Annotated in this window: 15 protein-coding genes; 6 read left to right on the forward strand and 9 right to left on the reverse strand. The window is 48.9% G+C overall.

Going from position 1 to position 19,474, the window contains the following annotated elements; genetic code table 11:
• Positions 1-187 precede the first annotated feature (187 nt).
• Entirely contained in the window at positions 188-382 is a 195-nt protein-coding gene (locus DFQ00_RS24560; protein ID WP_110899102.1) for a 2-hydroxymuconate tautomerase, read from the reverse strand.
• Between the two features lie 287 nt (positions 383-669).
• Here DFQ00_RS24560 and pepT point away from each other — a divergent pair, with 287 nt between their 5' ends.
• Positions 670-1,908 (forward strand): peptidase T, encoded by a 1,239-nt coding sequence (gene pepT, locus DFQ00_RS24565; protein ID WP_110899103.1) that lies wholly within the window; start codon positions 670-672, stop codon positions 1,906-1,908.
• 158 nt (positions 1,909-2,066) lie between these two features.
• Here the strand turns inward: pepT and DFQ00_RS24570 are convergent, their stop codons facing one another.
• The gene (locus tag DFQ00_RS24570) at positions 2,067-2,759 is read right to left on the reverse strand and encodes a Crp/Fnr family transcriptional regulator (protein ID WP_110899104.1); all 693 of its coding nucleotides are present in this window, start codon (positions 2,757-2,759) and stop codon (positions 2,067-2,069) included.
• Between the two features lie 291 nt (positions 2,760-3,050).
• Here DFQ00_RS24570 and DFQ00_RS24575 point away from each other — a divergent pair, with 291 nt between their 5' ends.
• Positions 3,051-3,890, forward strand: coding sequence for a methyl-accepting chemotaxis protein (locus DFQ00_RS24575; RefSeq protein ID WP_110899131.1), 840 nt, complete (start codon positions 3,051-3,053; stop codon positions 3,888-3,890).
• Positions 3,891-4,033: 143 nt separating this feature from the next.
• Here DFQ00_RS24575 and DFQ00_RS24580 read toward each other — a convergent pair whose 3' ends face one another.
• Positions 4,034-5,470 (reverse strand): alanine/glycine:cation symporter family protein, encoded by a 1,437-nt coding sequence (locus DFQ00_RS24580; RefSeq protein ID WP_110899105.1) that lies wholly within the window; start codon positions 5,468-5,470, stop codon positions 4,034-4,036.
• Between the two features lie 392 nt (positions 5,471-5,862).
• Between DFQ00_RS24580 and DFQ00_RS24585 the strand changes: the two genes are divergently transcribed.
• Positions 5,863-6,792 (forward strand): response regulator, encoded by a 930-nt coding sequence (locus DFQ00_RS24585; RefSeq protein WP_110899132.1) that lies wholly within the window; start codon positions 5,863-5,865, stop codon positions 6,790-6,792.
• A 171-nt stretch (positions 6,793-6,963) separates the two neighbouring features.
• Here DFQ00_RS24585 and DFQ00_RS24590 read toward each other — a convergent pair whose 3' ends face one another.
• Complete coding sequence (locus DFQ00_RS24590) at positions 6,964-7,140, reverse strand: aspartyl-phosphate phosphatase Spo0E family protein (RefSeq protein WP_110899106.1); 177 nt, start codon at positions 7,138-7,140, stop codon at positions 6,964-6,966.
• A gap of 366 nt (positions 7,141-7,506) precedes the next feature.
• Positions 7,507-12,705 carry a rhamnogalacturonan lyase family protein gene (locus DFQ00_RS24595; protein WP_110899133.1) on the reverse strand — a complete coding sequence of 1,733 codons (5,199 nt, stop codon included), beginning with the start codon at positions 12,703-12,705 and terminating at the stop codon, positions 7,507-7,509.
• Positions 12,706-13,183: 478 nt separating this feature from the next.
• On the opposite strand from DFQ00_RS24595, the gene DFQ00_RS24600 reads away from it, so the two are divergent.
• A complete protein-coding gene (locus tag DFQ00_RS24600) occupies positions 13,184-13,807 on the forward strand; it encodes an acetate uptake transporter (RefSeq protein ID WP_110899107.1) in 624 nt (207 codons plus the stop codon).
• A 243-nt stretch (positions 13,808-14,050) separates the two neighbouring features.
• Positions 14,051-14,563, forward strand: a complete 513-nt coding sequence (locus DFQ00_RS24605; RefSeq protein WP_110899134.1) for an acyl-CoA thioesterase — start codon at positions 14,051-14,053, stop codon at positions 14,561-14,563.
• Between the two features lie 190 nt (positions 14,564-14,753).
• Here the strand turns inward: DFQ00_RS24605 and DFQ00_RS24610 are convergent, their stop codons facing one another.
• Complete coding sequence (locus tag DFQ00_RS24610; protein WP_208643822.1) at positions 14,754-15,389, reverse strand: TetR/AcrR family transcriptional regulator; 636 nt, start codon at positions 15,387-15,389, stop codon at positions 14,754-14,756.
• A 200-nt stretch (positions 15,390-15,589) separates the two neighbouring features.
• Here DFQ00_RS24610 and DFQ00_RS24615 point away from each other — a divergent pair, with 200 nt between their 5' ends.
• Positions 15,590-16,357, forward strand: a complete 768-nt coding sequence (locus DFQ00_RS24615; RefSeq protein WP_110899109.1) for an SDR family NAD(P)-dependent oxidoreductase — start codon at positions 15,590-15,592, stop codon at positions 16,355-16,357.
• Between the two features lie 167 nt (positions 16,358-16,524).
• On the opposite strand, the gene DFQ00_RS24620 is transcribed toward DFQ00_RS24615, so the two are convergent.
• The 3 genes from DFQ00_RS24620 to DFQ00_RS24630 all read right to left on the reverse strand — a co-directional run bounded on the left by DFQ00_RS24620 (position 16,525) and on the right by DFQ00_RS24630 (position 19,154).
• Positions 16,525-16,779, reverse strand: a complete 255-nt coding sequence (locus tag DFQ00_RS24620) for a hypothetical protein (protein WP_110899135.1) — start codon at positions 16,777-16,779, stop codon at positions 16,525-16,527.
• Positions 16,780-17,013: 234 nt separating this feature from the next.
• The gene (locus DFQ00_RS24625) at positions 17,014-18,477 is read right to left on the reverse strand and encodes a sensor histidine kinase (protein ID WP_110899110.1); all 1,464 of its coding nucleotides are present in this window, start codon (positions 18,475-18,477) and stop codon (positions 17,014-17,016) included.
• Entirely contained in the window at positions 18,477-19,154 is a 678-nt protein-coding gene (locus DFQ00_RS24630) for a response regulator transcription factor (protein WP_110899111.1), read from the reverse strand. The genes DFQ00_RS24625 and DFQ00_RS24630 overlap by 1 nt, the downstream gene beginning before the upstream one ends.
• Positions 19,155-19,474 lie beyond the last annotated feature (320 nt).

Genomic DNA, 19,474 nt, shown 5'->3' on the forward strand with positions numbered 1-19,474 from the left:
CATTTACTCATCCATCCACTATTTCACTATTCAATTAGTCCTCTTCATACGCACTCATACGTACTCGTACACATTCTTTCGCTCTACATCACTTTAAATTTATATTGCCTTACATCAATTTACTTTGCCTTACTTTCTGCTTTCCTTTTCACTCTGCACCACTTTAGCCATGCTTACTTGCCTTGGCTCAGTTTGTATCCAGATCAGAGAACATTTTGCCGTTCTTGCCATAGTTGTCCTTCTCCAGGTCCTCTATAAAGATAAAAACCTTGCTCGCTTCCACACCCAGCGTCTCACAAGCAACCTCGGTCATTCGTTCGATCAGCTGACGCTTCTGCTCTTTGGTTTTGCCTTCCAGCACCTTCACTGTAATAAATGGCATCAGATCAACACATCCTTTCTTCATAGCTATTATGAACCTGAGACGAGAAAATTCAAAGTACGCACTTTTTTGTGCCCTCCCGTCCACAACCTTGCCTTGCCTGACCTGAACTCGACAACAAAATCATGAATTTCACACCAATCGTCTCTTAACCGGGCAATTATGCACGAAAATAAGCACATCTGATTCGGTAGGCAGCATGCCATTTCTCGAAATCCGGCGCAAACATGATATGATATGGTTACAATAATGCTGTAGATATATTCCCCCCAGAGGAGCGATTACTCTTGAAAGACATATTAATTCAAAGACCTAGCACTTACGTACAGATGGATACCCAATCCGATGAAAATAGTGACACCTGCCCGTCCACACCTGGACAACTGGATCTGGGCCGTCTGCTTGTGGAGGAATGCATCTCCATCGGGCTTCAGGAAGTGACGATGGATGAGAACGGTTATGTCATGGCTACTCTTCCGGCCAATACAGATCAAGAGGTACCTGTCATCGGTTTTCTGGCCCATCTCGACACCGCCACCGATTTTACCGGTAAAAATGTGAAGCCGCAGGTTATCGAAAACTATAACGGTGAGGATATCGTACTGAACCGGGAACTGGATGTTATTTTGTCCACTAAAGACTTTCCTGAGCTGCGGGAGTACAAGGGCCATACCTTAATGACCACTGATGGTACAACGTTGCTGGGTGCTGATAACAAAGCAGGCATTGCCGAGATTATGACCGCCATGGCTTACCTGATCGAGCACCCGGAACTGAAGCATGGCAAGATTCGGGTTGCATTTACCCCGGATGAAGAGATTGGACGTGGGCCGCACAAATTTGATGTAGCCGCATTTGGCGCCAAATATGCCTACACGGTGGACGGTGGACCGCTCGGGGAACTGGAATACGAAAGCTTTAATGCCGCCGCAGCCAAAATTACGGTGCGTGGTACTAACGTACATCCCGGAACAGCCAAAGGCAAGATGGTGAACTCACTCAAAATCGCGATGGAGCTGAACGGGCGGCTGCCTATAGAAGAAGCCCCCGAATCCACAGACGGCTATGACGGCTTCTACCACTTGCTTGCCATGGAAGGTGAAGTCGAATTGACGAAGATGCAGTATATTATTCGTGATTTTGACCGTGAGAAGTTTGAAGCGCGTAAGGCCAACCTGTTAGACATTGTAGCTGAGCTAAAAGCCAAGTACGGAGAGAAAAGTGTGACCGTCGAACTACATGATCAGTATTACAACATGCGTGAGAAGATTGAACCCGTTCGCCAGATCGTGGACATTGCTCATGAGGCGATGACACGTCTGAATATCGAACCGATTATTCGCCCGATTCGGGGAGGAACCGATGGGTCCCAGCTTTCCTACATGGGTATGCCCACGCCGAATATCTTCACTGGTGGCGAAAATTACCATGGAAAATTCGAATATGTATCGGTCGATAATATGGTGAAAGCAACCCAGGTCATCGTTGAGATTGCTCAATTATTTGAGCAGCAGGGGAATGTTTGATTCGATTGTAGCTTCACCAGTCCAAAAAGAAGTTTTCATGATAAATGCCCCCTTCACAGCAAAGGGGGCATTTATGTATTCAGCCTATCGGATTCATTCAAGTGTTCGGTCGGTTCTTTCAGTTGTCCGTTGCTTCATTTATGTGTGTGATCCTTCATTTATTCGTAAATATTGCCGCCCGCTATATCGCGCAGCTCTTCTATGTTCTGAATAACGATCTTTCGTCTCACTTTGCGAATGATATCCCGTCCGCACAAGTCCTGTATCACCCGATTGAGATGTCTGTAGCTCGTACCCAGCAGATCGGCCAGCTCTGTTAGTTTGGAAGTCTGAATCTCTTCGGAGGCGGCTGCATCCTGCTCTGTGATCGACAACAGATAACTGGCGAACCTGCTCTCCACAGGATAAAGCATGTTCAGACTCGACAGATTCGAGAACGTGTGCAGCTTATGTGTCACCTGACTGAGCATAAAATGGAGGAATTTCGAGTTCTCCACATACGTGTTCTGAATAGCGCGATAGCTGATGGCAAGCAGCAGACTGCGATTCACAGATTGCACCGTATTGTTGGCATTTTTCCCGTTAACGAGTTCCAGATCACCAACAAGGGCAAGCGGCGTGCTGAATCGAAGAAGCAGCGATTTGCCGTTCGACAGCGTTGTGAAAATTTTGAGCTTGCCTTGAACGAGAAAGTACAAGCGCTCGGGGCGTTCCCCCTTTTCACATATCGTCTCGCCCTGATCTGCCTCCAGCAAACGCAATTCGGTCAGTGCGTGCTCATCCAGCACCCGATCCAATCCGAATTGTCTGGCAAGCTTGCACAGTAGCTCAAAGTCCAGAACTTCCTTCATTCACGCACACCTCCATCATGATCTCATTGAATGCAAAAATGGACATATGTCCTTTAAAATCACCAAACTTGAACCTGCGAATGGCACAAACAAAGTTACAATTAGAACTTATATCCAATAGAAAGATGCATTTGGAAAATATAATGAAAATGATTTTGAAAATATATCAAATTTAAAGCAATCAGGCATTCATGATCTCCGTTTATTGTCCGATGAACATTAGAGATTCCATTTAAATTTAATTATTTCACCATTTCAATATTGAAAGGATGGTTCTATTCCATGAGTTCTATAAACGTTGTTGATGCATTGTTGAAAGTCCTGCCTTATATTAGTCAAATCCTTCGGGAGCCGGCAAGCCTCTGCGTATATGATCACGAAAAAGTATTAGATGTTTTGACAACAGACAAATTCGACCTTGGCTTTGAAAAAGGAATGAAACTTATTGAATCGTATCAGAACTTTGCCGTTTTGAGAAATGGCAGAGAAGCTACGCTCTCCACACTGCCCAAAGAGGTGTTTGGTCTTGAGCTGGATACGCTGAACATTCCGATTTTTGATGATCAGCAGAACGTTGTTGCTGTATTCTGCGCATCCTATGACCAGTCCAATCAGAATCAGCTTGAGGAGATTATACAAGAGAATCAGCATATCAACGCTAATCTTGTTGATATGGTGCAGCACGTTGCCGCTCATGCAGAGGAGCTACAGGCAACCAGTGAGCAGATTCTGGAGAACACACGAGTTGCTGTACAGAACTCGTCCCAGATTAACAAGGTTGCCGGGTTTATCCGTGAAATCTCTGAACAAACCAACCTGCTTGGCCTGAATGCCGCAATTGAAGCAGCCCGTGTAGGAGAAGCCGGTGCCGGATTTGGTGTTGTTGCAGCCGAAGTTCGCAAGCTCTCTGTTGATGCAAGACAAGCAACGACCGATATTGATGCAAGTCTGAAGGATGTGCAGCAGGTCATTCAACAGATGTCCGTTGAAGTATCCCAGATTGCAGCTTCTTCGCAGGAGCAGGCTACACTCGTCGCATCGTTCACAGATGTAATTGAGAAGCTGACGGATACCGGTACACGAATGAAAGCTCTGTCCGAACAATTAATCAGCTATTCTGTACAAAAATAACTACCTCTGGAACGTTGTATAATGCCTGATTAAAAACAGGACTTGGGATACCATGTGTAATGGTACTCCAAGTCCTGTTTTATTGTTATATAATGGATAAATCTCGGGTCGCACTCATGGAGAGCGGTCAGATCATCCTTACTTTACCTTGTTGCATCAAGCTTTGAACCACCTATAACGGCTTCTTCCGACTCCCAGCATTCAATCTCGCCCGGAATATGAATGCGATCACGAGTGAAGACAGGATCGCGCCCCTCGGACTTCTGCCGCTTGTAATCCTTGAGCGCCTCAAACGTGACTTTGGAGAGCATCAGAATGGCAATCAGGTTTACCACAACCATCAGTCCCATGAACAGATCTGCCAGATCCCATACCAATTGCACCTTCGCAACCGCTCCGAACAACACCATGCTGATAACGGCAACCCGATACACCCATAACCAAACCTTGTTCGATTTAATAAATTCAATGTTCGTTTCACCGTAGTAATAATTCCCGATCAAGGTGCTGAAGGCGAACAGGAAGACCATCACAGCCAGAAACCCGGAAGCCCATGAACCGATATGAACACTGAGCGCCGCCTGAGTCAGCTCAATCCCACCCAGACTAGAGCCTTGGTATACCCCGGATAATAGAATAATCATGGCCGTACTTGTGCATATAACCAGCGTATCTGTCAGGACACCGAAAGCCTGAATCAGCCCTTGCTTGACCGGATGAGACGTATCGGCTGTCGCAGCAGCATTAGGTGCACTACCCATACCGGCCTCATTCGAGAAGAGGCCGCGTTTGACTCCGTTCATCAGCGCAGCACCCAGTGTGCCGCCAGCCATCTGCTCCATGCCGAAGGCATTTTTGACAATAAGCGCAAGGATAGCTGGAACCTCACTAATGTTGACCAGCACGATAAAGAGAGCAACGCCTATATACACTACAGCAAGCACAACCACGATATACTCCGAGGCTTTCGCGATTCGTTTGACTCCGCCCATAATAATGCCCGCAAAAACTACAGCCATAATAATGCCTACGGTTAGACGGTCTGTGCCAAACGAGTTTTGGAACGCTACTGTAATTGTGTTGGACTGCACAGCGTTAAAGACTAAACCGAATGAAAGGGTAATCAGAATGGCAAACAGCACTCCCATCCATCGTTTTCCAAGCCCACGTTCCATGTAATAAGCGGGTCCCCCGCGAAAACCGCCGTTATCCTTGATTTTGTAGATTTGAGCAAGCGTGCTCTCCACAAAGCTGGAGGCCGATCCAATCATGGCGATAATCCACATCCAGAACACCGCACCTGGCCCACCCAGTGCAATAGCCAATGCAATTCCGGTAATGTTTCCCGTACCTACGCGTGCGGCCATACTGATGCAGAAGGCTTGAAATGGTGAGATTTTGCCTGGTTCCTTATTCTTAGGCTCTTTGAGCACCTTGATCATATCGCCAATCATGCGAAATTGCATGAATCTCGTTTTGGTTGTGAAATACACACCGCAGACGACCAACAGAATAATTAACAGCTTGGACCAGAGAAAATCATTGAAAAAGACGACAACATCTTGTATTGTTTGCTCCATCGGTACGCCCCTTTATATCATGTATAATTAGAAAAACCGAACATTTGCAACACTTTGCACAATTTCGGAAACAGACTGATGCATGTTACTTATACTACAACTGCACCTACTGAAAACGACAAATACCTACATGATTTCTGCACATTTTTTTCAAAAACGCTCCTCTCTTATCCAGTCATTGTCATTTAAGCTAACATGTCAGCTTCTATGCATAAAAACGGGGAGGAAGTATGATATAAGTAGTGTTTCACGCGCTGGAGATAAGATAGAGGAACCGCAGAGCAACATAAAAGAGAGAACTCATGTTTACTGGAGCGGAATATGCCGCCTGACGATATAACATCTGATCACGGGTTCACCAAGACCAAATGGAAGGAAAGGACTTGAAGCTTATGCGTTATTTTATCGTGGACGATGATGCAGGCATACGCTCGATGCTGATGGACATCATCGAGGATGAGGGACTAGGTGATATTGCCGGGGAAGCTGAGGATGGAGCACATGTGCATGCCGAGTTACTGGAGCTGCACAAGGTGGATGTGCTGCTGATTGATCTGCTGATGCCACAGCAGGACGGTATTGAGACCGTGCGTGCGCTTGCAGGGAGGTTTACAGGCAAGATTGTGATGATCTCACAGATTGAGTCCAAACATATGATTGGCGAGGCTTACTCGCTTGGCATTGAGTATTACATTACGAAGCCGATTAATCGGCTGGAGATTCTATCGGTGTTGCGGCTGGTGGAGGAAAGATTGCGGATGCAGCAGTCCATCGCCGACATTCAGCGCACACTGCAAGGATTGTCCGGATTGCAGTCTGGCGAGCGCAAGCAGCCGCAGGCACCGGACAAAACGATTGCCACCTCAGGCCATTTCCTGTTGTCCGAGATGGGCATGATCGGTGAGGCCGGCAGCCGCGATCTGCTCGATATGCTGGAATATCTGGAGCTGCTGGAGACGGACGAGCATAAGCTTTCACCGTACACGTTCCCGTCGCTGAAAGATATTTTTCAAAACGTGGCCCAGCGCAAGCTGGGACAGGATGCAACCGCTGCCGATGTGACCAAAGAAGTGAAGGCCGCGGAGCAGCGGGTACGCAGGGCGATATTCCAAACACTCAGCCATGTCGTATCGCTCGGGTTGACGGACTACACTCACCCCAAATTCGAGAACTACGCCTCCAAATTTTTCGACTTTACCGAGATTCGCAAAAAGATGCTGGAGCTGCAAAACAACGTGGAGCCTTCCCTGTCCCAGACACGCATCAATACGAAGAAGTTCGTGCAGGTGTTATATCTGGAGGCCAAGCGCATGCTTCATTAATTATCAAAAGGGCATGACTGACCCCCGATAAGATTCACCTCGTTGGTGCTCTGAGGTTAACCCTTTCGGTGGTTGTCACGCCCTTCTGCTGATGTTATCATCCTGTACGACCCAAGCCATACATGTCGATTCGTGCTGAATTGCTATATTTATTTCCCATCATATTCGCTTTCACGTTCGCGTCTGATTCCGGGATATCCGATTATATTCATTAATTAATTCATCCAAGGCCATTGACTGTCGAATGACATCAGGATGTCCAAGCCCGCCCTTATTATGCTCTACTAGCTTATGAAGGTTATGCCTGGCTTTTTCTATTTTGTTTTTCAGATCCAAACTCATAACCATGGCCCCTGATACCTCCTTATTTGAGTTACATTGTAGTGTTTCCTGTCAATCTGCAGCTGGATTAACATATGGCATAGGAGACATGGATGTTTTGTATGCTTCTCCAAATTTTGAAAAGGGCTAGTTCCATTTTAATAGAGATTGGTGAAAAATACCAGATATAACGCGACACTGTCACATCTCACAGATCGTCTGTACGTTGCAAGTCCGCAGGGATATCGCTTAAGATCAATTTGTGTCGTAATTGTGTATTTTATGAAAATAAGCAAAAAGCACCCTTCCATATCAGGCGTCATAACTCCATCAGACGCTCTTGATATGAAACAGGCGCTCCTGCATTAACTCCATAGTATGGATGGGTTAAATTCAGCGGATTACGCTCACTCGCATCGTTTCACTTGTTGTTTTCCCACTTGCATTGCTCCATTCCACCACATATTCATATTCCCCGATTGAACGATCCTTGATTTCGACCTTGGCTGTCTGTGCATTCGGTGAAGAAGCCGTCAGAGACCGGCTATCTATTTCTGTACCATTCTCGTACAGTCGATACGATGTTGCATTTGTACCCCACCACAGAGTCATCGCAATCGTATAATTTCCATCTCCATCCCAATTGTCATGAGACAGTTCAGGCTTTGAAGGTGCAGCATCCCGAACGCTTATCGTGATCGGCTGACATGCCGTTGTGCCTTTAGCGTTCGTCAGCTCACACGTATACACATACGTGCCGTTGCTTCGCCCCTGAATCGAGGTGGAAACCTTCTGGGCATTGGGGGTCGAAGCTGGCAGCTTCTGCGTATCCAGCAGCTCCCCGTTCTCATACAGCTTATACCGGGTACCATTGTTGCCCCACCACATATTCATCGTAATGGTATAATTCCCATCACTCCGTCCGTTCCCGTGACCGTGATTGTCAGACAGGACAGGCGTTCCGGGCACACCCGTTGCCTGGTCACCTGCTATGACAGTCACCTCGACGGAGACCTCGGTGACAAGCCCTGCGCCGTTCACCGCACGAGCTGTGAACATATGCTTGCCTGCAAGCCCGGTCATGGCGATCTCGTCACCCTGCTTCACCGTCTCACCGTCCCAAGTCAGCTCCAGACGTGCGATGCCTGATTCAAGGTCTTCCGCCTTCACGTTGATCTGGAGCACCTCATCCTCACTCATCTGCTTCGCAGGCATGCCCGTGATGACCGGAGGTGTCGTGTCTTCCGGCTCCTGCGGGCCGCCAACATAATGAATGTTCGGCGCCTTCGGCTGCTCCATGCCCGCGCCGAGATAGAAGCTGGTATGCGGCGGCTGGTTGTAGGCCACATTTTGCCAGGCCACACCCAAACGATAGACCGGATCATGCATCAACGTGCGGAGACGTACATCCGTCTCATCGGTTGTGGTATAGATACGCAGCTCCGAGCTGTCCTGACTGCGCCAGATCACTTCCTCGCGCCAGTCGCCAAACAAATCGGCTTGCAGGCTTGGATTGGCCTTGGTGCCGTTGTTGGACGCAGCGCCCGTGGCCGTCAGCAGGTTAACCGTAGTCTGATTCTCGTAATCCCACTTGTCAATGCGAATGCCGTCCTGCAATTCGCGCAGCAGATCACCGTCCCACCAGATGCCAAAGTTCGTGGAGGAAGGAATTTTCGTCGTGATTAACTCTCCCTTGGCACTGTAAAGCCCGGTAATTGGAATGTGCTGTTCGTTGGTAATGGTCGCAGCCCACACCTCTGCCCCAGGGTAATTCGGATCAATATCTGCCGCCATGCCACGTCCGGTATCTATTCCCGTAAACACACCCCACAGCACCTCACCTGTGGCTGCATCACGCATCTCCATGCCGTACTTCGAGCTTTTGTCCTCGTGTACCCCGAATACTTCCATTCCCGGTCGGGTTGGATCAAGGTTGCTCAGATGCATCGCGTCTCCATGGCCCAGTCTTGTATTGTAGAGCGGTTTACCATCATCGTCGATGGCCATGGCTCCAAACGTAATCTCATCCTTGCCATCCCCGTCTACATCCGCTACAGACAAGTTGTGATTCCCTTGACCTGCGTATGAGCCGTATCCCTCATCATTGGAGTCAAATCGCCAGACCCGGCTGATCTTGCCATCCCGGAAATTGTAGGATGCAAGCACCGTGCGTGTATAATATCCACGGCTGAACATCGCACTCGGATGCTCTCCGTCCAGATACGCTACTGCGGCAAGGAAGCGGTCTACACGGTTGCCATATCCGTCTCCCCAGGCAGCGACATCACCACGCGGCGGATCATAGTTCACCGTATCCAGCGCCGCCCCGGTCTCACCGTCAAATACAGTCAGGAATTCGTCACCCAACAGCACATACCCTGAGCTGTTGCGATGATCTGCATTCGCATCTCCAATCACCTTCCCTTGTCCGTCGATCGTACCGTCCGCAGTACGCATCATCAGCTCAGCCCGACCGTCTCCGTCAAAGTCGTAGACCAGAAACGGTGAATAATGCGCTCCTGCACGAATGTTCGGGCCCATATTAATACGCCAGAGCCGAGTTCCGTCCAGCTTGTAGGCATCCATGTACACAATGCCCGTAATGCCGGCCTGCGAGTTATCCTTGCCGTTATTCGGTGACCACATCAGTACAATCTCATACTCACCGTCACCGTCCACATCACCTACACTGGCATCTCCTGCATAGTAGGAATACGGCTGCCCATCTTTGGTGTAGGCATCAGCAGGCTTCTGCAGCGGAACGGACAGATATTGCTCCTGCCACACGCCGAACGCCTTTGTCGCTGGTTTTTCAATACCATTTTCCACCGTCATCACACGGTATTTCGAGGTTTCTGTACCCTCTGCATCCGTATAGTTTGTGCTGCCCGTCAGCGGTTCAGCGTTAAGCTTCATCCCATCACGATACAAGTTAAAAGCAATTGAATCTGCATCCAGGCCAAGCATACGCCAGCCGATGTAGTTGCCCTGCTCCGTTTGCACCGCAACCGGGGCCCGATCCAAATATTCCATCGCCCGGTTCAGCGTTGTCGCTGCCGGAGTTTCAAGCACACTGGACCGCTCGGATACACCGCCCGCGTTCACCGAGGCAACCTTATAGTAATAAGGAATTGTGCTGAGAATAGAAGCATCCTTATATAACGTTTCCTTGGTGCGACCAATCATCTCATAAGACCCATCCCGCTGCTTGGAGCGGTAAATCTGGTAAAAACGTGCTCCCGCAGCTTCACTCCAGGTGAAGGTCACATCATTTTTGTTGATTTCCTGCATGGTCAGGCCAGAAGGCACTTCCGCCTTCGCTATGCTTGGATCAATCGTAGACACGTTCAGCGTATTGGATGCCAACGATTCTGTACCTGTCTGATCCACAGCCGTTACTGTGTAGACATAACTCATACCCAGTTCAATCTGGTGATCCGTGTAGGCTGGTGCATCTACGGTAGAGAGCAGCTCCGCTTTGGCTGCTCCGGCAGATTGACGATAGACCTTATACTGCACGTCCCCGGCAGCCGCATCCCAGGATAACACCGCACGAATCGGGTCGCTGTTCAGATCAAGGTCATCAAGCTTCAGCCGCGAAGGTGCCATAAACGTTGGTGTAATCTCCAGACCGTTGAGATGTGCAGTCTGCCCGCTGAACACCAGATTCATCTGACCATCCTGAACCTGAACCTGATTGATGACTTTTTCAGCTATATTTTTGGCACCTGAGGATACGGTCCCGTAATCCTTGCCCTCAATGTTGATATTGGTACGAGCGGAGCCAATCCAGTCGCCAATGTACGCTTTAACCGAATAGCTGCCATTCGGCAGATCAACCTTGAACTCATAACTTCCGCCAAAATAAATAACGAAATCGCGACGTAGCGCATCCGTAGCATTACCACGGTCCCGATCTGCCATGTTCGCCGAAGAGGTCAGGCCGTATCCACGCTCTGGGGTGTATAACGTGTTCCGATTCACTTCGTTATATCCCTCTGCTATAGGAGAACCGACAGGACCGAAATCATATCGGTACGCGGCTGACTTCGTTGTAAAGTCCACCTCATCCGACGGCTCGGATTCGCCTCGTCCATTCACCGCTGTCACACGCACCGTATAAGTCTCACCTTCCGCAAGACCAGACAGAGTCATCGTTGGCACGGTTGCTGTTCCGGCAAGTTGATACGCAGACTCCGGCTCGGCAGACAGCTTACGATAGATTTTGTAGATATCCGCCGCATCATCTGCCGTCCACTTCAACACAGCGCCCGCATTGCTAATACTCCCCGCCTTCAGACCACTCGGCTTCGCCGGGACCTCAGCTGGCACATCTGCATCCTTCACCGCTTCTGCCAGCGGAATATCCAGCTCACGCACCGCACCCGCAACCAGTCTGGCGATCTGAATGGCACCGTACTCTTGAAAATGCGTATTGTCTGTAGCCCCACTAGGGAAAGCCTGGTAGATGCCCGGCGCCACATGCAGGAATACGGATAAGGTAGCCTCCGGCCCGATCGAATCATAATATTCAATGCTGAGCCTGCTCAGATCAATCAGAAGCACGTTATTTTCAGCTGCCACTTCCTTTGCCGCCTGCACATATTCAGGGAAGGAAACGTTGAATTTGCCTGTACTTGCGTTAAAATCCCTGCGTCCCATCGGCGTCACCAGAATTGGCGTAGCTCCCCGCTGCCGCACACCGTCGATATAGGTTTTCAGGTATATTTTATAATCGGCTGGTGAAGCGTATCGTTCAGGCACACTGATCGTGGCATCATTATGTCCGAATTGTACGAACAAATAATCTCCCGGACGGATCATTCTCAGAATTTCATCCAGGCGTCCTTGGAAAATAAACGATTTGGAGCTTCGTCCGCCAATGGAATGATTTTTGATCTCCACGCTATCGTCGAAAAAGGAAGGCAACATCTGGCCCCAGCCCGCTTGTGGCTCCCAGTAAGGGTTATAGGTCTGCATCGTGGAATCCCCCGCCAGATAAAGCACAGGTTTACTTCCGGCCTGACGCCCGGCCTGCTTCGTAATCACAAGTGCGTTCAAATTCGCTGCCGCCCCCGAGAAGACAAGGTTCATCTGTCCATCGACGAGAGCGATGTCAAAGCTCATCTCCAGATATTCACCTGCGGCCTTGCTGTTCAGCTGCACCTTGTTCATGCTCTCCACATCAATGGCAATCTCTGTCGCTCCGGCAGCATCTCCTGCAATCAGCGATACCGTGTAATCCCCGTTCGGCAGATCCACATTGAACTGTCCTCCTGCAGCAATCGTGGCAAAATCCGACTTGATCGGATCACTAGTGCCGCGATCCTGCACCGTCACTTTGGAGACATCTGTGAAGCCGTATCCCCGTTCCGATGTATACGCTCCGTCTGCATTCACACCCGTATACCCCTCCGCTGTCGAGCCTGATCCAAAATCATAGCGATACACAGCCTCCCCGGTAGCAGAAGAATCCAGCTCTGCCGCACGCGCTGCTGTCACACCGAATACAGAACCCCACCCGAGACTGGACAAGGTAAACACGAATACAAGCAAAATCAAGCCGAGCCGACGCGTCTGTTTGGCGATCATCAACACCCATCCCTTCGCTTCTTCATCATGGAATACATACCGACCTTCCCAAGACACCCTCTTAAAGTAAGCGCTTGCAAAATAATTTGGAATTTGGTTGCTCTAGTGGCGTCAATCTCTGGTAAACTGCGCCCCCTTCCTCTACCCGGCCCGAAATGTCGTATGTCAGATCATCAGGATTCGGGCTGCAGATGTGATTTCCACTCGATACTAACGTTTATGCTCTGGGAATAACATGTAATTTTCCGTCTTTTTTCACCACAAACCCGATCTCTTGGCCCCCGGTTCAGCTGGCTGTGACAGAAGTAACCGTTTTCGCGTGTTTCAGGTAATAAAATCCCCCTTTTCATAACCAGGGCATTCGGTTACAATAGGGCGATATGTGTGTCCGGGTCCGGCGGATGCCAACATGCATTTCGAGGATAACCTATGCAGGTCTATCATCCAGATTAGATATTATTGGAGGCTTATCAACACCATGCAAACCGAGTCACAGACTAAAGTCAAAATCATAAACGCCGATCCCAGCGCGATGGGACTATTTGGGCTGGCGATTGTAACCCTCGTCGCTTCGTCCCAGAAGCTTGGCATTACGGAAGGGCTGAGCTACGCTATCCCTTGGGCGATCTTCCTGGGCGCATTCGCTCAGTTATTCGCATGTATTCAGGATTCCAAGCGCAACAACACATTCGGCACCACCGCTTTTGGCGCGTATGCCTTCTTCTGGTTCGCCATGGGTGCCAACTGGATGATCAAAATGGGAGTGTTCGGCTCTACGCTGGCTGAGCAAACCGATGGCAAGCAGCTTGGATTTGCTTTTGCCGGATACCTGATCTTCACCCTGTTCATGACCATCGGGGCTGTTGAAGCAAATAAAGTATTGCTCATTATTTTTATTCTGATCGACTTCCTGTTCCTGGGTCTGACCTTTGACGCGTTCGGCGTAGCACCACACATCTTCCATACCATTGCAGCATACGCCGAGATGGCGATTGGCATTGTGTCCCTGTATGGTACAGGTGCTTCCGTTCTGAATGCTCACTTTGGTTACACATTCCTGCCGATTGGCAAACCGTCCGGCATCTTCAGACCTAAGGCTTAATATACAGATTCAGCAACAACCGCCTGCGCGCCGGTCCGCGCCCGGCGGTTTTTTCTTATAACGGAGCTCTTGAACACTTCATTTGAATATTGATCCAACCGAAACCTATACTTAGGGAGAGGTGCTTTTCATTCTGGCCGTTCCCGCAGTAAGCAAGGCTTCATGATATGCATCGCAGCAGCGACCATACTGCAAGGAGGAAGAACAATGAGAGAGATACCGAAACCTACGGAGATGGATCAAGTGGAGAGAAAGTATGTACGTGAGACACGCTGCTTCAAAACCGCACGGGTATTCCCGACGGATGTCAACAACCATAACACCTTGTTCGGCGGCAAGCTGATGTCCTACATTGATGATATCGCTTCGATTGCCGCATCCAAGCTGTGCCGGGTTAATACGGTTACCGCTTCAACCGACTCCGTCGATTTTCTGTACCCGATTAATCCGACCGATTCCGTAACACTGGAGTCGTTCGCCACATGGACAGGACGTAGCTCCATGGAGATTTTTGTGAAGGTTATTCGTGAGGATCTGATGACGGGGGAGAAAAAGATTGCAGCAACTGCTTTTCTGACCTTTGTGGCCCTGGACGAAAATAACCGCAAACTGATCGTGCCCCGGATTATCCCGGAGACCGAGGAAGAGAGAAAGCTGTATGAGACCGCTCCAGACCGGGCGGCCATGCGGAAAAAACGGCGGGAAGAGAGCAAAAAATTCGCTGACTTCCTGACCGTCTCGTATCCTTGGGAATAAACGTCACACCCTGAACCGCAAGATCATCTGGATGCTGCCGGATAGATAGGTATCGCTCTGCTGTCCGGCAGCTCTCCACCCAAGGGCACACACCACCGTTGATCGACGGACTGATTGGAGGAGATTCTATAAACAGCCCCATATCTGACCTCTTCTTTTCCATACTCCCAGCCTGTCCCCTGAGCAGAAATTAATCCGAAAGCATTCGTTCATGCATAGTCCGGCCCTTCTGACCCGGTTTAATCAGCAGACGGGTTGGTTTGATGTTGATCAAAGCCGTCAGCTGCTCCCCCATATAATGAGCTGCATATTTGAAGCCTACCTCTGCCCAATGCATAATAACTCCCACCGTTGCGGATACCAGATAACTTAACATAATGTCGTAATTAATCACTTGCTCACTATCCTCGGTTACGAGGATGAATTCCTGGGTCAGATAATTTCGGAACACATTGTTGATTCGCAAAGCCATGTCCCCATGCATCGTCATCAAAGCCTGGAATTGATCCTGGTGTGCTTCAATATATTCAAACACCGGCATCGTTGATGGTAACAGTCCACTCATGTCGACTTCCGTGAGATGAGAATAAGGCTCCGCATACGCCTGTCCCAACCCGTGCAGGAAATCGTCCAGAAGAAATTGCAGCAGCTCAGGTTTGCCGGGGAAATGCAAATAAAAGGTGCCCCGATTATAATCCGCCCGTTCCGTGATATCCCGGATCGTCATGGCGTCGGCTCCCTTTTCCAATATCAATGAAACTGCCGCAGCGATGATCGCATCCTGTGTTCTTCGTGCTCTCCGATCCTGAGGATGTTCAATTATCAACATTTACGCCCCCTTTGTCTATTATTGTAACCTAAATGAACAACGCTTACATCTATGTTCAATAGCTGACATTTACGCTGTCAATGATGATTGTCACATGTTTATGTATATCTTAACATTAAGACAGGAACGATAGACGACAGGTTTTCAACCTTTAGAGGTTGCCTGCCCATTATATATGATAAGGAGACGATCTAATCATGAGTACATCCTATACACAAACTGCTGTTATTACAGGCGCTGCCGGAGGTATTGGGAAAGAGCTGGCTCGCCGTCTGGCTGAACGTCAGATTAATCTGGTGCTCGTAGACTTGAACGAAGAGGCCGTTGAGAAAACCATTGCGGAGCTGAACCTCGATAAAGAGCATGTCATTGCGGTAAAGGCTAACGTATCGGACGAAGCAGACGTCAAAAATTATGTACAAAAAGCGCTGGATGCGTTTGGACGTATTGATTATTTTGCTAACAATGCCGGCATTGAAGGACCAACGGGGCTGATCGAGGACCTCAGCGTTGAAGCACTGGACACCGTATATAATGTTAACATTCGCGGGGTATTCCTCGGTCTGCAAAACGTAATTCCTGTAATGAAAAAACAAAAATCCGGCGCGATTCTGAATACCTCTTCTCTCGCAGGTCTAATGGGTGCTCCAGCTGTCTCCCCATATATTATGTCCAAACATGCCGTTGTCGGACTCACTCGTACAGCTGCCAATGAGCTGGCCCCTTTCAATATTCGCGTGAACGCGGTATTGCCAGGTACGATTAACACCCGCATGATGCGCCAGATTGAAGCCAATTCCGGCAACGTGGAAGACTATCAATCTGCTACGGTAGCTGCGATCCCGATGGGCCGTTATGGTGAGCCGGAGGAAGTGGCAGCCGTAATGAACTTCCTGCTGTCCGAGGACGCATCATATGTGACCGCATCGCTCTACACTGTAGACGGCGGTATGATGGGTCAATAATAGGCTGTAGGTAAAGGTACGTTTAGCTTTTAGCATTAGCATTTAGCAAAAATATACAGGCGCAAAGCAAATGAGCAAGAAACGCTCGTCCGCTGGCATGGTTGATGCAAAAAGACCTCGATATCACGATCAAGGGGCTTCCCTTGTGTGATATTGAGGTCTTTTCCTTAGTCCACGTATCCTGCGTGGCCCTTGTCCATCAGATAGTCCATTTCTGCATCCAAAATACTTTCAACGGTCAGCTCGTCGAGCTTCACATCCTTGCGGCTCAAAATGTAATCCGCCAGATCATCGCCGTCGATATCAACATCTTTGCCTTTCGCATTCTCATGCGCCTTGTTAATGTATGCTTGCTCATGCTTCAGGACAAGCTCGATGTGGGCCTTGCTCGCCTTTGTTTTATCCGCGATATATTGCAGCATTTCCTGTTCATTAATGGCTTGGTTGTCTGTCACGTCATTTCATCTCCTTGGTTATACATCCTGGTGCCATTGTAGCATAGGTTAACCCATTACGTGCAGAAGTTATGCTGGTACACAGCATACACTTACCCAACCTATAGCTCACAGTCCATCACTTACAACCCGCAGCCTGCCCCTATCCACTTGCAATCCACCACCCACAATTCTCAGCCGATCCCCATCATATGTCCAGCTCTACGATAACCGCACGTGAAACGAAGCGCCCTCGCCTACCACACTTTTGGCATAAATCTCTCCCTTATGCTGCTCAACGATGGAACGGGCAATCGCCAGCCCCAGACCGTGGCCACCATGCTTGCGTGCCCTGGAGGAATCCGTGCGATAGAATCGGTCGAAGATACGGTCCAGATGTTCCGGGGCGATGCCCTCTCCCGTATTGGCGACAGTCAGCAGCACATCGTAATTCTGCTTCTGAAGTGTCACATTCACAGAACCTTTGGGCCCGGAATATTTCACCGCATTATCGAGCAGAATCAGAATAACCTGTTTAATCTGCTCCCCATTACCATGAACGTTCAGATTGGGCTCAATATTATAATCGAGAGAAATGTTTTTTTCGAAAATAACAGCCTCCATCGGCAAAATAATGCTTTCCACTGCATCGCTCATATTAAACGTGGTATGAATCAAGCTGGAACGTGCTTCCTCCATCTGTGTCAGATACAGCAGATCACTCGTCAGCCCGGACATACGCTCAGTTTCAGCCTTGATATAATGCAGCCATTTGGCTTGATTTACGATTGTATCCTCCTGATTGGCCAGCAGTACATCCGTATTGGTATTAATAATGGCTAGTGGCGTTTTCAGCTCATGAGACGCATCGGCAATAAATTGCTTTTGTTTCTCAAACGCTTCACGAACAGGTGCAATCGAACGATTGGCAAAATAACGGCTCAGGAAATAAATCACGATGAGCATGACCAGCCCAACCACAGCAAAGGTGTAGATCAGATTAGTGAGAATCCCTTGCTGCGCAGTCACATCCATAAATACAATCATATATCCCTCACCGCTTGGATCCACGACATAGGCCCAATCCGCGCCATCCAGGGCAAACTGACCCGTTTGCCGCTCTCCTTGCGTAAGACTGCCACGATCTACCTTCTGTATCGCTTCCTTATAAAAGGATTCCTCCATATCAAACCGCGAGTGAGTCCCCGTAATATTCCAATAGGCATCGGTTTGAATCATAAATGAGACCGAACGGGCCGGAGGTGCATTCGGGTCGCCACCTGGGCCTCGATTCATACCGAATTTGCCGCCAGCCATGCCCCCACTTCCACCTCTGCCCGCAAAAGATGGCATAGCGCTCGATATGGAACCAGCACTGGACCTGGAGCTCTCATCCGACCCTGATGCTGACCCAGAAGCTCCAGTACCTGTATCATCATTAGAACCCGCAGCCGAACCTGTACCCGAGTCCGATCCGCCACCTTGCCCCTCTCCACGCGGTATTTGGGAACCACTCGGACTGTATGGACTATGATAGAAATCCGACACCTTATAAAGCTCCATATTCGTTTCACGCTGCACATTCTGGTAAGTGATGATGTAGATCGTGATAAATGCCACCAGCATCATGACGGAGATCGAAACCAGATTAACAATCAGAAACCGATTGCGGAGTTTCTTAAACATCAGCTCGTCACCTCAAGTACATACCCCACACCCCGAATCGTATTAATGCGAACAGCTGAATTCAGGAAGGTTAGTTTTTTACGCAAAAAGGAGATATAGACCTCCACGTTGTTATACTCCACATCGGAGTCAAATCCCCACAGCTTCTCAATGATCTGCTCTTTGGAGGTAATCGCCTGTTTACGGGTAATCAGCAGCTCCAGCAGCTCGTTCTCCTTCAGATTCAGCTTGATCTCTTTGCCCTGCACACTCAGCTTCAGCTGGGTTGTATTCAGCTCTATGTCGCCAAACCTCAGACCGTCCTCCGGGATTACCTCTCCCTTGCGTCTCAAGGCCGCCCGAATCCGGGCAAGCAGTTCTTCTGTTGCAAACGGCTTCGCTATATAATCATCGGCCCCGTAATCGAGACCCGATACTTTGTCGGAAAGCTCTCCCTTGGCTGTGAGCAGAATGACGGGTGTATGATTTCCTTCACTACGCAGCGCCTTTAACACGCTAATGCCGTCCATCTCCGGCATCATGATGTCCAGCAGCAACAGGTCATAGATGCCGCTCTGCGCATAATCCAGTCCCGATCTGCCGTCGTGCACCATGTCCACGGAGTAGTTGTTTTTTTTCAAAATCTGCGAGACCGCCTCTGCCAAATGAACCTCATCTTCTGCAATTAAAATTCTCATGATCTATTCATTCCTCTGCTTAATTTATCGTTCTGCTGAAACTTCCCGTGGCTACAACTAGCGCTAATGCCCTGCGTACGCAAAACGTTCCAGGTGCTTTGTTACGTTCAGTCTGTATGTTTTTATTCTACCAAGTAAACCTTGAATCAACCTTAATGTATTTAACGTGTGCAGCTAATAGATAAGTTGAATTATTTTTTACACGTTAACGGAATGTAAACTCATTTAAGATTCATTCAAGGTTGCTTCGCTAACATACAGACATGAATCGTTACACGATGAACCCAAACATACATATTCACACCCGAAAGGAATGAACG

It is taken from the genome of Paenibacillus barcinonensis (genome assembly GCF_003217495.1).
GTDB classification, from domain to species: Bacteria; Bacillota; Bacilli; order Paenibacillales; family Paenibacillaceae; genus Paenibacillus; species Paenibacillus barcinonensis.

Excerpts from the sequence above, each read along its gene's own strand:
- DFQ00_RS24560 (WP_110899102.1), bottom strand. The coding sequence starts at position 382 with ATGCCATTTATTACAGTGAAGGTGCTGGAAGGCAAAACCAAAGAGCAG.
- DFQ00_RS24570 (WP_110899104.1), bottom strand. The coding sequence starts at position 2,759 with ATGAAGGAAGTTCTGGACTTTGAGCTACTGTGCAAGCTTGCCAGACAA.
- DFQ00_RS24580 (WP_110899105.1), bottom strand. The coding sequence starts at position 5,470 with ATGGAGCAAACAATACAAGATGTTGTCGTCTTTTTCAATGATTTTCTC.
- DFQ00_RS24585 (WP_110899132.1), top strand. The coding sequence starts at position 5,863 with ATGCGTTATTTTATCGTGGACGATGATGCAGGCATACGCTCGATGCTG.
- DFQ00_RS24590 (WP_110899106.1), bottom strand. The coding sequence starts at position 7,140 with ATGGTTATGAGTTTGGATCTGAAAAACAAAATAGAAAAAGCCAGGCAT.
- DFQ00_RS24595 (WP_110899133.1), bottom strand. The coding sequence starts at position 12,705 with ATGATCGCCAAACAGACGCGTCGGCTCGGCTTGATTTTGCTTGTATTC.
- DFQ00_RS24600 (WP_110899107.1), top strand. The coding sequence starts at position 13,184 with ATGCAAACCGAGTCACAGACTAAAGTCAAAATCATAAACGCCGATCCC.
- DFQ00_RS24615 (WP_110899109.1), top strand. The coding sequence starts at position 15,590 with ATGAGTACATCCTATACACAAACTGCTGTTATTACAGGCGCTGCCGGA.
- DFQ00_RS24620 (WP_110899135.1), bottom strand. The coding sequence starts at position 16,779 with ATGCTGCAATATATCGCGGATAAAACAAAGGCGAGCAAGGCCCACATC.
- DFQ00_RS24625 (WP_110899110.1), bottom strand. The coding sequence starts at position 18,477 with ATGTTTAAGAAACTCCGCAATCGGTTTCTGATTGTTAATCTGGTTTCG.
- DFQ00_RS24630 (WP_110899111.1), bottom strand. The coding sequence starts at position 19,154 with ATGAGAATTTTAATTGCAGAAGATGAGGTTCATTTGGCAGAGGCGGTC.